Raw genomic sequence first — 12,547 nt, 5'->3', positions numbered from 1 at the left:
CGGGTGCGCCCGGCCAGGACGCGACCAAACCTAAATACAGAGGGGAAGTAGGTCACATGAGCAAGAACAAGGTTCTCGAGACCATCAAGGACGAGGACGTCGAATATGTCGACATCCGCTTCACCGATCCGCGTGGCAAGCTGCAGCACGTGACGGTGATGGCCGATCAGGTCGATGAGGATTTCCTGGACGAAGGCTTCATGTTCGACGGCTCGTCGATTGCCGGCTGGAAGTCGATCGAAGCCTCCGACATGAAGCTGATGCCCGACACGGACAGCGCCTATATCGACCCGTTCTATGCCGAGAAGACGCTCTGCGTGCATTGCTCGGTGGTCGAGCCCGATACCGGCGAAGCCTATGACCGCGATCCGCGCGGCACCGCCGAGAAGGCCGAAGCCTACCTGAAATCCTCGGGCATCGGTGATGTGGCCTATTTCGGCCCCGAGGCCGAGTTCTTCCTCTTCGACGACGTGCGCTATTCCGTGACCCCGAACAAGGTCGCCTATGCCATCGATGTCGAGCATGCCGCCTGGAACACCGACACCGAATACGAGTCGGGCAACCTCGGCCACCGTCCGACCTACAAGGGCGGTTACTTCCCGGTGAACCCGTCGGACGAGGGCCAGGACATCCGTTCGGAAATGCTCTCGACCATGAAGCAGATCGGCATGAAGGTCGACAAGCACCACCATGAGGTGGCGACCTGCCAGCACGAGCTGGGCATGATCTTCGACAGCCTGAAGAACCAGGCCGACAACCTGCAGAAGTTCAAGTACATCATCCACAACGTGGCGCTGGCCTATGGCAAGACCGCGACCTTCATGCCGAAGCCGATCGCGGGCGACAACGGCTCGGGCATGCATTGCAACATGTCGATCTGGAAGGACGGCAAGCCGCTCTTCGCGGGCGATCAATATGCCGATCTCAGCAATGAAGCGCTGTGGTTTATCGGCGGCCTGCTGAAACATGCCAAGACGCTGAACGCCTTCACCAACCCCTCGACCAACTCCTACAAGCGGCTGATCCCCGGCTTCGAGGCCCCCGTGCTGCGCGCCTATTCGGCCCGCAACCGCTCGGGCTGCATCCGTATCCCGTGGACCGAGAGCCCGAAGGCCAAGCGCGTCGAGGCCCGTTTCCCCGACCCGTCGGCGAACCCCTATCTCTGCTTCTCGGCCCTGCTGATGGCCGGTCTCGACGGGATCCGGAACAAGATCGATCCGGGCGAGGCGATGGACAAGAACCTCTACGACCTGCCGCCCGAAGAGCTGGACGGCATCCCGACCGTCTGCGCCTCGCTGCGTGAAGCGCTGGAAAGCCTCGAGAAGGATCACGACTTCCTGCTCGCGGGCGACGTCTTCACCAAGAGCCAGATCCAGGGCTACCTGGAGCTCAAGTGGGAAGAGGTCTATGCCTTCGAACACACGCCCCACCCGATGGAATACAAGCTGTATTACAGCTGCTGATCGGACCTTCCGAACCCGGGACTTACGGGAAAGGGCGCCTTCGGGCGCCCTTTTCTGTCGGCACCTCCTGCCCGCTGGACGAAGCGGGGCGCCTACCGGCGACGTGGCCGAGACGCGGGCCAGAAACACGGGGGCGGGCATCGGGAGATCCCGTCAGAATGCGGATCGCGGCCCTGGCGCCAGCGGCGCCACAAGCCTCGCAACGGTGACACGGGAAAGACAGGACGGGCGGGCGAGGCCTCCAGACCGACGGGAACGGCCCAGCAGAGGCGCGTCTAGAGGTCAGAGTCTAATCGGACGGCGTATCGCGGACGCGGCCCATGGAGCGCCATGATCGAACACCGCGCAGGATCAACCGGGAGCCCTCGCCCGATCAGACCCTGCCCCGGGCACGCCCCCGGAGGACACCGGTCATCCCTCCGCATGCAAAAGGGGCGCGCCCCGCAGGCCGCGCCCCCTTGCAATTCCGAAAACTTCGGTCCGATCAGTCGCGGCCGATCAGCCGCCAGACCGCAGGAACCGCCAGCGCGGCCAGCGCCAGTTTCAGCGCGTCGCCCAGCAGGAAGGGGGTCACGCCCCAGGCCAGAATCGGCTGGTCCCAGCCGTAGAGCTGGCCGAGCCAGATCACGCCGGGGATATAGAGCACGAGATTGCCGACCAGCATCGCCAGAGCCATCCGGCTCATCGAGCGGTCCCAGCCGGCGCGGGCGAAGGTGCCGAGCGTGAGGGCGGCCAGCGCATAGCCGACCAGATAGCCGCCGGTCGAGCCCATCATGTAGGTCAGCCCGGAGGCCTCGGCCGCGCTGCCGGCGAAGACGTCGAAGCCCAGCGCGCCGACCCCGAGATAGCCGAGGATGGTGATCAGACCGCGCCGCGGGCCATAGGCGGCGCCCAGCGTCAGCACGGCGAAGGTGGTCATGGTCACCGGCACCGGGAACATCGGCACCTTGATATGGGCCGCCAGCGCCAGGACCGCGATCCCGGCCACGACCAGGGCCACTTCCCGAACCAGGCGCTGCGCGCCGTTCCGGGGCATGATATTGTCGACAAGGACCTTTTGGGTCAGGGCATACGCCATTACGGTCACTCCCGTTGCAATTCGTTGCGCCCGTATTGCCCGAGCGTCGCTTCCGGCGCAAGACCCGGCGGGGAGCCGCAAGTGGCATCGACTAAGATTCTGGCCGGTAGCTGCTTTCCATCGCATAATTCTTTCGCGGACCGCGAACCTCCCAGCAACTCGACCAGCAGGGCCAGGCCGAGAAATCGTAGCGGACGCGGTAAAGATCGGGCGCGCAGTCATGCCGCGCCTCGGGCCGGGCGCCAGGGGCGATGAGATGAAAGAAGCGGCCATCCTCGAAAAGGACCTCGAGCCCCTCTGCTTGTCGCGCGCGCCAGAGATAACGCCGTGTCGCGACCGCCGGGGCCTGTCCCGGGATCTCGAGCCGCCCGGTCTCGTCATAGACCAGGCCCGCCCCAAGATCATCGCCGTCGGGCGTAAAGACCGCCCTGCCCGTCAGCCGCAACACCTGCCCCGTCAGTCGGTCGTCGATCCGACGCTCGAGCCGCCAGCATCCCTCGAAATCCTCAAGTCCCGGCACCCCGCCCCCGCTTCTTGCCGCGCCTGCCCCCAGGCGGTATCAGACCGGGAACCCACGTCCAAGCGAAGGCTGCGCCAATGATCCCCCGCTATGCCCGCCCCGAGATGACCGACATCTGGGAGCCCGCCACCAAATTCCGCATCTGGTACGAGATCGAGGCCCATGCCTGCGATGCCCAGGCCGAACTGGGGGTGATCCCGAAAGAGAATGCCCAAGCGGTCTGGACCGCGAAGGACGCGGTCTTCGACGTGGCCCGGATCGACGAGATCGAAGCCGTCACCAAGCATGACGTCATCGCCTTCCTCACCCATCTGGCCGAACATGTCGGCGCCGATCAGGCCCGCTTCGTGCATCAGGGCATGACCTCGTCGGATGTGCTCGACACCTGCCTCAACGTGCAGCTGATGCGTGCCGCCGATCTTCTGATCGCCGACATGGACAAGCTTCTGGCCGCGCTCAAGCGCCGCGCCCTCGAACACAAGGACACGGTCAGGATCGGGCGCAGCCACGGCATCCATGCCGAGCCCACCACCATGGGCCTGACCTTCGCCCGCTTCTATGCCGAGATGGAGCGCGGCAGGCGCCGCCTCCTGGCCGCCCGCGAGGAAATCGCGACCGGCGCCATCTCGGGCGCGGTCGGCACCTTCGCCAATATCGACCCGGCGGTCGAGGAACATGTCTGCCGCCAGATGGGCCTGAAACCCGAGACGATCTCGACCCAGGTCATTCCGCGCGACCGCCATGCGATGTTCTTCGCGACGCTGGGCGTCATCGCCTCGTCGATGGAGAATATCGCCATCGAGATCCGCCACATGCAGCGTACCGAGGTGCTGGAGGCCGAAGAGTTCTTCTCGAAGGGGCAGAAGGGCAGCTCGGCGATGCCGCACAAGCGCAACCCGGTCCTGACCGAGAACCTGACGGGCCTCGCGCGTCTGGTGCGCATGACCGTGGTCCCCGCGATGGAGAATGTCGCGCTCTGGCATGAACGCGACATCTCGCACAGCTCGGTCGAGCGCGGCATCGCGCCCGATGCGACGGTGACGCTCGATTTCGCGCTGAACCGGCTGGCGGGCGTGATCGACAAGCTGGTGATCTATCCCGAGAACATGCTTGCGAACATGAACAAGTTCAAAGGGCTGGTGATGTCCCAGCGGGTGCTGCTGGCGCTGACCCAGGCCGGTGTCAGCCGCGAGGATGCCTACCGGCTGGTGCAGCGGAACGCGATGAAGGTCTGGGAACAGGGCAAGGACTTCAAGGAAGAACTGCTGGCCGATGCCGAGGTCACGGCGGCGCTGAGCCCGGCCGAGATCGAGGAGAAATTCGACCTCGGCTATCACACCAAGCATGTCGACACGATCTTCGCCCGGGTCTTCGGCGCCGAGTGAGACGGGGGTGCGGCGGGTGCGCGTCCGGCGGAGGCGCGCCTGCTGAATTTTCCGTGACTTCGGAAGGCGGTGATTCGTGTTACGCTGGGGCACCTCAGGACGGAGATGCACAATGACCACCAGGACGATCCTTGCAGCGGCGGCCCTTGCGCTTCTGCCCGCATTCGCCTCGGCGGAATGCGGCTGGCAAAAGCGGATCAACGCCAGTCAGTGCGGCGATGGCCAGATCTTCGATGCGGCCTCTGGCCAATGCGTGACCCAAAGCACCAGCTGAGCTGAGGCCCGGGCCCGGCACAACCGAACCGAAGGCGGCACGGCAAAGGTGCCGCCTTCTTTGTTGGCCGTTTCGCATAATGGCCGTTGCGTATAATAGCCGTTTCGGCACAGGTTTTCGAAACCGCCCCGGCAGATCGCCCAGATCGCGACAAATTTCCTCCCTGCAGACGGTCTTCGATAACCCCGGCTTAACACCCGGGGATTACCCCTCTTGATCAAGAAGACGGAGACCCACGTGCAGAGTTTCGGAGCCCCTATCGCCCCTCACGGCCTGACCTCGCGCCAGAAGGCGGCAATTATCGTTCGTCTGGTGCTGAATGAGGGGATCGACCTGCCGCTTCATTCGCTCCCGGCCTCCGTGCAGACCGACCTCGCCGACGAAATCGCCAACATGCGCTATATCGACGGCAACACGCTGCAGGGCGTGATCGAGGAATTCCTGATGGAGATCGAACAGTTCGGCCTCTCCTTCCCGGGCGGGATCGATGAGGCGATGCGGCTGCTCGGCGACCATCTCAGCCCCGAGGCCGCGGCCGCGATCCGCGCCCGCTTCGGCGGCGAACGCGGCGGCGACCCCTGGGCGACCCTGTCGGAACTGCCGCCCGACCGCATGACCGAACTGCTGCTAGCCGAAAGCCCCGAAATAGCGGCCGTGGCATTGTCGAAGCTGCCCAGCCCGATCGCGGCGACCATCCTGGGCCGGATGCCCGGCCCCGAGGCCCGCCGCATCGCCTTCGCGATTTCCCGCACCGCCGAGGTGCCCCCGGCCGCCGTGACCCGGATCGGCCGCGCGCTGGCCGACCGGATCAATTCCGCCCCCGAACCGGCTTTCGAGCTTGCCCCGGAAACCCGGATGGGCGCGATCCTGGACGTGGCCCCGGCCGCGACGCGCGAGGACGTGCTGCAGGGCCTGCGCGAAACCGATGCCGAACTGGCCGAAAAGGTCCGCCAGGCGGTCTTCACCTTCGCCGACATCCCCGACCGGCTGGACGAACGCGACGTGCCGGCACTGACCCGCGCGATCGAGCAGACCAAGCTGATCACCGCCATGGCCGGCGCAGACGGGCGGACCGGCCCGGCGGTCGAATACATTCTTGCCAACATGTCGCAGCGGATGGCCAACCAGATCCGCGACGAGATCAACGAGCGCGATGCCCCCGGCGCCGAGGAAGCCGAGGCGGCGATGTCCGAAGTGATCGGCGCGATCCGCAACATGGAGGCCGCCGGCGAAATCAAGCTCAGAAAGCCGAGCAAGACCGCCTGACGCCGCGAACCGCCGTCCCGCGCCGCCAGGGCGGGGGGCGCTTGTCGCCCGGGCGCCGGGGGATTATGTCTGCCTGCGCGACACATGGCGGCCCGACGACGGATGGTGGGGCCGCGACGTGACGCAGAGTGCAGATCCCGGCCTGGCGGACCGGAAAACGAGAGGAAACCGGTCCGATGGGCAAGCGGAACAAGCCGTCCAGGCGTCTTGGCGACTGGCTGACGGATCGGGTTGCGCGCCTTCTGATCGCCACCGCCCTCGCCCTGCCCTACGAGCGCCGGGTTCCTTTCGGCGGCTGGGTGACACGTCGGCTGATTGCGCCCATCGCGGGCTATCGCGACCGGGCCGAGGCCAATCTGGCGATGATCTGGCCCGACATGCCCGCGCCCCGGCGCCGCCGCATCGCCGATCAGGTGGCCGACAATGCCGGCCGCACCCTGATCGAGAACTACTCGACCGAAGCCTTCCTCGCCCGGATGGCCGGGACCGAGCCGAAGGGTCCGGGGCTTGCCGCGCTCGCCGCAGCAAGGAAGGCGGGGCGCCCCGCGATCCTCGTCACCGGGCATTTCGGCAATTACGAGGCCGCCCGGGCCGCGCTGGTCGCGCGGGGCTACGAGATCGGCGGTCTTTACCGGCCAATGGCGAACCCGTTCTTCAACGCCCATTACGTGCGCACGATGGAGGCCTTCGGCGGCCCGGTCTTTCCCCAGGGACGCCGCGGCACGACCGGCTTCGTGCGCCATCTGCGCAGCGGCGGCATGCTGGTACTGCTGACCGACCAGCATGCCCGTCGGGGCGCCGAACTGCATTTCATGGGGCAGCCCGCCCTGACGGCGCTATCGGCGGCCGAACTGGCCCTGCGCTACGATGCCGAGCTGATCCCGTTCTACGCGACCCGCTGCCCGGACGGGCTGAGCTTCGAGATCGAGATCGAGGCGCCCATCGCCCGCGCCACCCCGCGCGAGATGATGCAGGCCCTCAATGACAGTCTCGAGGCCCGGGTCAGGCGTCATCCCGAACAATGGTTCTGGATCCATCGGCGCTGGAAGGCCCACTGAGCGCCGCCAGCCACAGCAATGCGCCGGGCGGAGCGTCCCCACCGTCAGCGCCTGTACGGCTGATCCCGCCCTATCGCAGGCGCGCCGCCGCGAGGATCGCACCCGGCCCGGGGCGCTGCAGGATCGCCACGATCGGCTCGTCCCCGGCCGCCTGCACGCTCACGGAAAGCGGCTCGGCCCCGTTCCAGCGCGCAACCGGGGTCCAGGCCTCCACGATATTGGCATAGCGCAGGCTCTTTCCGGCATTCTCGCCGCGCTTGATATCGACCTGCTGTTCGGGCCGGTAACGCACGATCTGAAGCACCACATCCTCGCCGAAGGGTTCGGCCGAGACCGCCGTCACCGTCACCATGTCGCCCTGCCGGGCAAGCCCGAGCTCGACATGACTATCTGCCAGGGCATGCGCCTCGATCAGCTGGGCAAGATCCATCGGCCGGTAGCCGACGACATGATCGGCGCCCTCGACAACCATCTGCGGCGTGTAGATCGAGCGCTTGCCTGCGGCATGGGCATAGGCTTTCTGCCGCCGGGTGAAGGCCGGGTCGGCAAAGATGTCCTTCCAGCCGATATAATCCCAGTAATCGACATGCAGGGCCAGCGCGATCACGTCGTCGCGCTTGGCCAGCTCGGCGATCAGCGCATCTGCCGGAGGACAGGCCGAGCACCCCTGCGAGGTAAACAGCTCGACCACCACCGGGCTCGGATCGGACCGGGCGGGACCGGCAAAAAAAACACTTCCCGCCAACAGGACCGTTAGGACTGCGCGCATCATACTCGCCTTGATTTCCCCTTCGCCCGATCTTCGTACCCAAGCGTCCGAACACCTGCCAATCAAGGATTCGGGAGGGGGCCGTGCGGATCGGCCGCGCGTCCTCTGGACATTTCAGTGCACAACGGTATACAAAAGGCTTCGCACCCCCTTGATCGCCCCGATGCGATCGGGCAAGAGCGTGCAGTAATTTTATGAACCGCGCGACACCCTGATGGAGAACGATCTTTCATGCCGATCACCGTTGGACAGGACACAGCCAAGACTCGCAAGACGCTGAGCGTCGGTAGCGCCAGCTATGCCTACTATTCGATCCCCGCGGCCGAGGCGGCCGGGCTCGGTGATTTTTCGCGCCTGCCGGCGGCGCTGAAGGTCGTGCTGGAAAACCTTCTGCGCTTCGAGGACGGCAAGACCGTCACCGTCGACGACATCCGCGCCTTTTCGGACTGGGCCGCGAATGGCGGCAAGACCGCGCGCGAGATCGCCTATCGCCCGGCCCGCGTCTTGATGCAGGATTTCACCGGGGTTCCGGCGGTGGTCGATCTGGCCGCGATGCGCGACGGCATTCTGGGCCTCGGCGGCGATGCGCAGAAGATCAACCCGCTGAACCCGGTCGATCTGGTCATCGACCACTCGGTGATGATCGATGAATTCGGCAACCCGCGCGCGTTCCAGATGAATGTCGACCGCGAATACGAACGCAATATCGAACGCTACACCTTCCTGAAATGGGGCCAGAAGGCGTTCAACAACTTCCGCGTGGTGCCGCCCGGCACCGGCATCTGCCACCAGGTCAACCTCGAATACCTTGCCCAGACCGTCTGGACCGATACCGATCAGTCCGGCGACCAGGTGGCGTATCCGGACACGCTGGTCGGCACCGACAGCCACACCACCATGGTCAACGGGCTGGGCGTGCTGGGCTGGGGCGTCGGCGGGATCGAGGCCGAGGCCGCGATGCTGGGCCAGCCGGTCTCGATGCTGATCCCCGAGGTCGTGGGCTTCCGGCTGACCGGCAGCATGGTCGAGGGCACCACCGCCACCGATCTGGTGCTGAAGGTCGTGCAGATGCTGCGCCAGAAGGGCGTCGTCGGCAAGTTCGTCGAATTCTACGGCGAGGGGCTCGCCCATCTGCCGCTGGCCGACCGCTCGACCATCGCCAACATGGCGCCCGAATACGGCGCCACCTGCGGCTTCTTCCCGGTCGATGAGGAAACCCTGCGCTATCTGACCCAGACCGGCCGCGACAAGGACCGTATCGCGCTGGTCGAGGCCTATGCCAAGGCCAATGGCATGTGGCGCGATGCCGATTACGACCCGGTCTATACCGACACGCTGCATCTCGACATGGGCACGGTCGTGCCCGCGATCTCGGGGCCGAAACGGCCGCAGGATCACACCCCGCTGACCAATGCCGCGCAGTCCTTCTTCAATGTCGTGTCGGATTATCGCGGCATCGACGAAAGCGAGGAAGCGCGCGACATGCTGGCCGAGGCCCCCGCGCCCGATCTCGATGCCGACCCGCGCAAGAGCGCAAAGGTCGAGGGCCAGGATTACGAGCTGCGCGACGGCTCGGTGGTGATCGCCTCGATCACCTCCTGCACCAACACCTCGAACCCCTATGTGATGATCGGCGCCGGGCTGGTGGCGCGCAAGGCGCGCGAACTTGGCCTGAACCGCAAGCCCTGGGTCAAGACCTCGCTCGCCCCCGGCTCGCAGGTCGTCAGCGAGTATCTCGAGGCGGCCGGGCTGCAGGAAGACCTGGACGCGATCGGCTTCAACCTCGTGGGCTATGGCTGCACCACCTGCATCGGCAATTCGGGGCCGCTGGCCGAGGAGATCTCGAAGGCGATCAACGACAATGACCTGATCGCGACCTCGGTGCTGTCGGGCAACCGCAACTTCGAGGGCCGGATCAGCCCCGATGTGCGCGCCAACTACCTGGCCTCGCCGCCGCTGGTCGTGGCCTATGCCATCGCGGGCGACATGAATATCGACCTGACCCGCGATCCCATCGCCCAGGACAAGGACGGCAAGGACGTCTTCCTCAAGGACATCTGGCCGAGCCAAGCCGAAATCGCCGAACTGGTCGAGAAGACCGTGACCCGCGAGGCGTTCCAGTCGAAATATGCCGACGTCTTCAAGGGAGACGAGAAATGGCAGGCGGTCGAGACCACCGACAGCGAGACCTATGACTGGCCGGCCAGTTCCACCTATGTGCAGAACCCGCCCTACTTCCAGGGCATGGGGACCGAACCGGGCGAGATCACCGATCTCGAGAACGCGCGTCCGCTGGCGATCCTGGGCGACATGGTCACCACCGACCACATCAGCCCCGCCGGGTCGTTCAAGGAGACGACGCCCGCCGGCAAGTACCTGATCGAGCGCCAGGTGCCGGTGCGCGAGTTCAACTCCTACGGGTCGCGCCGCGGCAACCACGAAATCATGATGCGCGGCACCTTCGCCAATATCCGGATCCGCAACGAGATGCTCTCGGGCGTCGAGGGCGGCTATACCAAGGGTCCGGACGGCGCCGAGACCTCGATCTTCGAGGCGGCCATGGCCTGGCAGGAGAAGGGCGTTCCGCTGGTGGTGATCGGCGGCATCGAATATGGCGCGGGCTCCTCGCGCGACTGGGCGGCCAAGGGCACGGCGCTTCTGGGGGTCAAGGCGGTGATCGCCGAGAGCTTCGAACGCATCCACCGCTCGAATCTGGTGGGGATGGGGGTGATTCCCTTCGAATTCACCGGCGGCGACACCCGCAAGACGCTGGGTCTGACCGGCGAGGAAAGCTTTTCGATCAAGGGCCTCGCCGGCGATCTGAAACCCCAGGCCGAGGTGCCCTGCACCATTTCCTATGCCGACGGGACCGAGAAGACCGTGACGCTCAAGTGCCGGATCGATACCGCGATCGAGAAGGAATATGTCGAACATGGCGGCGTGCTGCATTACGTTCTGCGCAACCTCGCCAAGGCTGGCTGAGCCACCAACCCCTTGAAAACAAAGTCGCCCCGGAGCTTGCTCCGGGGCGACGTCGTTTGCTGAAACAAAAGTTTTGCGAACCACCCCGCCGGTTCTTCTTTGCGATAGATCAAGTTTCGGCTATGGTTGGTCCATATTAGAAGACTTTTGACGCAACGTTTTCAGAGCACCTTTTGATGGGGATAATTGGGGGATCGTCACAATAGACGTCATCGGCCTTGATTGCGTGAGACAGGTTGGCGCCCGCGTCAGCCGCGGCCACTGCGGCTATTGAGCCGCACCTATTTTTCCAGGCCCGCTTCCGGACCGCACTGTCCGGAAGCGGGCTTATCTGGTCAAGTTGACGGCATCCGCTCCGCGCCTCCCGAACCGGTATCGAGGCAATCGCCCAGCCGCAGGTTGAACCTGCGGAAGGGGACTATGCTGGCAGCGGCGACCTCGCCTAGGCTCAGTCCAAACTCGCCCAGGCTCAGTCCGAAGCGGATGATGTGGATGGCCCCTGCTCCCCCGGCGTCGCGATGCGCCATAGTGCAGTTGTCATCGACTGCTGAGAGAGGAGCCACCCAATGACAGTCAATACGGTCGGCCTGGATTTGGCCAAGGATGTCTTTCAGGTTCACGGGATTTCCGCGAATGGGCGCGTCATTTTCAACAAGACGGTGAAGCGCGCCAAGCTTCTGCAATTCTTCGAGGCCCTGCCGCCCTGCGTCGTCGGGATGGAGGCGTGTGGGTCCGCCCATCACTGGGGCCGCGAATTGGGCAAGCTCGGTCACGACGTCCGGCTGATGCCTGCGGGCTATGTGAAACCCTATGTGAAGCGGGGCAAGACCGACGCGGTCGATGCCGAGGCGATTTGCGAGGCGGTGCGCCGACCCACGATGCGCTTCGTCGAACTGAAGACGGAAGATCAGCAGGCGATCCTGGCGATCCACCGCACCCGCGATCTTGTGGTCCGGCAGCAAACCCAGATCGTGAACATGATCCGCAGCATCTTGCGCGAATTCGGCCACATCCTGCCGACCGGAGTGGGCGCCATCCTCACCTTTGCCAAACGCCACCTCGGCGGGGACCATCCCGACATGCCGGAACTGGCCAACGGTATTCTCGGGACGCTGTGCCATCAGCTGGTGGGCCTCAACACCCGGGTCGTCGGCTACACCAGGATGATCGAACAGCACGCCATGATGACGGCAGATGCCCGGCGGCTGATGCGCATACCCGGGATCGGTCCGATTACCGCCTCGGCCATCATCGCCACGATCGGCGATGCGAAACAATTCCGGACCGGGCGCGATCTGGCGGCCTGGCTGGGTCTGCCCCCCCTGAACAAATCCAGCGGCGGCAAGGAGCGGCTCGGGAAGATCACCAAGAAGGGCGACCGCTACATCAGGAAGCTGCTGATCGTCGGCATGACGTCGCGCGCCTTGATGGCCAGGAAGCATCCCGAGCGTGCCGATCTCTGGACGGCGAAGATGCTGGCCCAGAAGCCGTTCCGGCTGGCCACCGTCGCCATGGCCAACAAGGCCGCCCGGATCGTCTGGGCCATGCTGACGAAGCAACAGGACTACCGCCAGCCGGGCACCTGACCGCCCGGCCGGCACGAGTTGCAAGACGCTTGGACCGTGATGATGCGGAACGAAGTCAACCAAAAGCAAGGACACTCCGTGAATGTCAGCGGCCCGCGAGGTCGCTAAGCCGATTGGAACCTCGCTTGCGGAACTCATCAGGGCCAGTGGCATCCCGAAGGTGTCA

The 12,547-nt window shown here is 65.2% G+C and carries 10 protein-coding genes; 7 read left to right on the top strand and 3 right to left on the bottom strand.

What is annotated here, in order from left to right:
- Nucleotides 1-56: 56 nt before the first annotated feature.
- Entirely contained in the window at nucleotides 57-1,463 is a 1,407-nt protein-coding gene (gene glnA / locus A6W98_RS08310) for a type I glutamate--ammonia ligase (RefSeq protein ID WP_042460169.1), read from the top strand.
- 484 nt (nucleotides 1,464-1,947) lie between these two features.
- Here the strand turns inward: glnA and A6W98_RS08305 are convergent, their stop codons facing one another.
- Nucleotides 1,948-2,541: a biotin transporter BioY gene (locus A6W98_RS08305; RefSeq protein WP_042460166.1), complete on the bottom strand. Its 594-nt coding sequence runs from the start codon at nucleotides 2,539-2,541 to the stop codon at nucleotides 1,948-1,950.
- A gap of 91 nt (nucleotides 2,542-2,632) precedes the next feature.
- On the bottom strand, nucleotides 2,633-3,061 hold the full coding sequence (locus tag A6W98_RS08300; protein ID WP_042460163.1) for a DUF6314 family protein: 429 nt from the start codon (nucleotides 3,059-3,061) through the stop codon (nucleotides 2,633-2,635).
- A gap of 77 nt (nucleotides 3,062-3,138) precedes the next feature.
- Here A6W98_RS08300 and purB point away from each other — a divergent pair, with 77 nt between their 5' ends.
- The 4 genes from purB to A6W98_RS08285 all read left to right on the top strand — a co-directional run bounded on the left by purB (nucleotide 3,139) and on the right by A6W98_RS08285 (nucleotide 7,044).
- Nucleotides 3,139-4,446, top strand: a complete 1,308-nt coding sequence (purB, locus tag A6W98_RS08295; RefSeq protein ID WP_042460160.1) for an adenylosuccinate lyase — start codon at nucleotides 3,139-3,141, stop codon at nucleotides 4,444-4,446.
- Nucleotides 4,447-4,558: 112 nt separating this feature from the next.
- Entirely contained in the window at nucleotides 4,559-4,720 is a 162-nt protein-coding gene (locus A6W98_RS21025; protein WP_155734757.1) for a hypothetical protein, read from the top strand.
- A gap of 213 nt (nucleotides 4,721-4,933) precedes the next feature.
- Nucleotides 4,934-5,986 carry a FliG C-terminal domain-containing protein gene (locus A6W98_RS08290; RefSeq protein WP_042460158.1) on the top strand — a complete coding sequence of 351 codons (1,053 nt, stop codon included), beginning with the start codon at nucleotides 4,934-4,936 and terminating at the stop codon, nucleotides 5,984-5,986.
- A 176-nt stretch (nucleotides 5,987-6,162) separates the two neighbouring features.
- The gene (locus A6W98_RS08285) at nucleotides 6,163-7,044 is read left to right on the top strand and encodes a lysophospholipid acyltransferase family protein (protein ID WP_042460156.1); all 882 of its coding nucleotides are present in this window, start codon (nucleotides 6,163-6,165) and stop codon (nucleotides 7,042-7,044) included.
- Between the two features lie 70 nt (nucleotides 7,045-7,114).
- Here A6W98_RS08285 and A6W98_RS08280 read toward each other — a convergent pair whose 3' ends face one another.
- Nucleotides 7,115-7,813 (bottom strand): DUF1223 domain-containing protein, encoded by a 699-nt coding sequence (locus tag A6W98_RS08280; protein WP_042464782.1) that lies wholly within the window; start codon nucleotides 7,811-7,813, stop codon nucleotides 7,115-7,117.
- 231 nt (nucleotides 7,814-8,044) lie between these two features.
- Between A6W98_RS08280 and acnA the strand changes: the two genes are divergently transcribed.
- Nucleotides 8,045-10,795, top strand: coding sequence for an aconitate hydratase AcnA (gene acnA / locus A6W98_RS08275; RefSeq protein ID WP_042460153.1), 2,751 nt, complete (start codon nucleotides 8,045-8,047; stop codon nucleotides 10,793-10,795).
- Between the two features lie 566 nt (nucleotides 10,796-11,361).
- Nucleotides 11,362-12,381, top strand: coding sequence for an IS110 family RNA-guided transposase (locus A6W98_RS08265; protein ID WP_042456325.1), 1,020 nt, complete (start codon nucleotides 11,362-11,364; stop codon nucleotides 12,379-12,381).
- The last annotated feature ends 166 nt before the right edge of the window (nucleotides 12,382-12,547 follow it).

This window comes from Rhodovulum sulfidophilum DSM 1374 (genome assembly GCF_001633165.1).
In the GTDB taxonomy this organism is placed as follows: Bacteria; Pseudomonadota; Alphaproteobacteria; order Rhodobacterales; family Rhodobacteraceae; genus Rhodovulum; species Rhodovulum sulfidophilum.
This window is presented reverse-complemented; position numbering and strand designations above follow the sequence as displayed.

Coding starts and splice junctions, on each gene's coding strand:
- purB (WP_042460160.1), top strand. CDS start 3,139: ATGATCCCCCGCTATGCCCGCCCCGAGATGACCGACATCTGGGAGCCC.
- acnA (WP_042460153.1), top strand. CDS start 8,045: ATGCCGATCACCGTTGGACAGGACACAGCCAAGACTCGCAAGACGCTG.
- A6W98_RS08305 (WP_042460166.1), bottom strand. CDS start 2,541: ATGGCGTATGCCCTGACCCAAAAGGTCCTTGTCGACAATATCATGCCC.
- A6W98_RS08265 (WP_042456325.1), top strand. CDS start 11,362: ATGACAGTCAATACGGTCGGCCTGGATTTGGCCAAGGATGTCTTTCAG.
- A6W98_RS08280 (WP_042464782.1), bottom strand. CDS start 7,813: ATGCGCGCAGTCCTAACGGTCCTGTTGGCGGGAAGTGTTTTTTTTGCC.
- glnA (WP_042460169.1), top strand. CDS start 57: ATGAGCAAGAACAAGGTTCTCGAGACCATCAAGGACGAGGACGTCGAA.
- A6W98_RS08285 (WP_042460156.1), top strand. CDS start 6,163: ATGGGCAAGCGGAACAAGCCGTCCAGGCGTCTTGGCGACTGGCTGACG.
- A6W98_RS21025 (WP_155734757.1), top strand. CDS start 4,559: ATGACCACCAGGACGATCCTTGCAGCGGCGGCCCTTGCGCTTCTGCCC.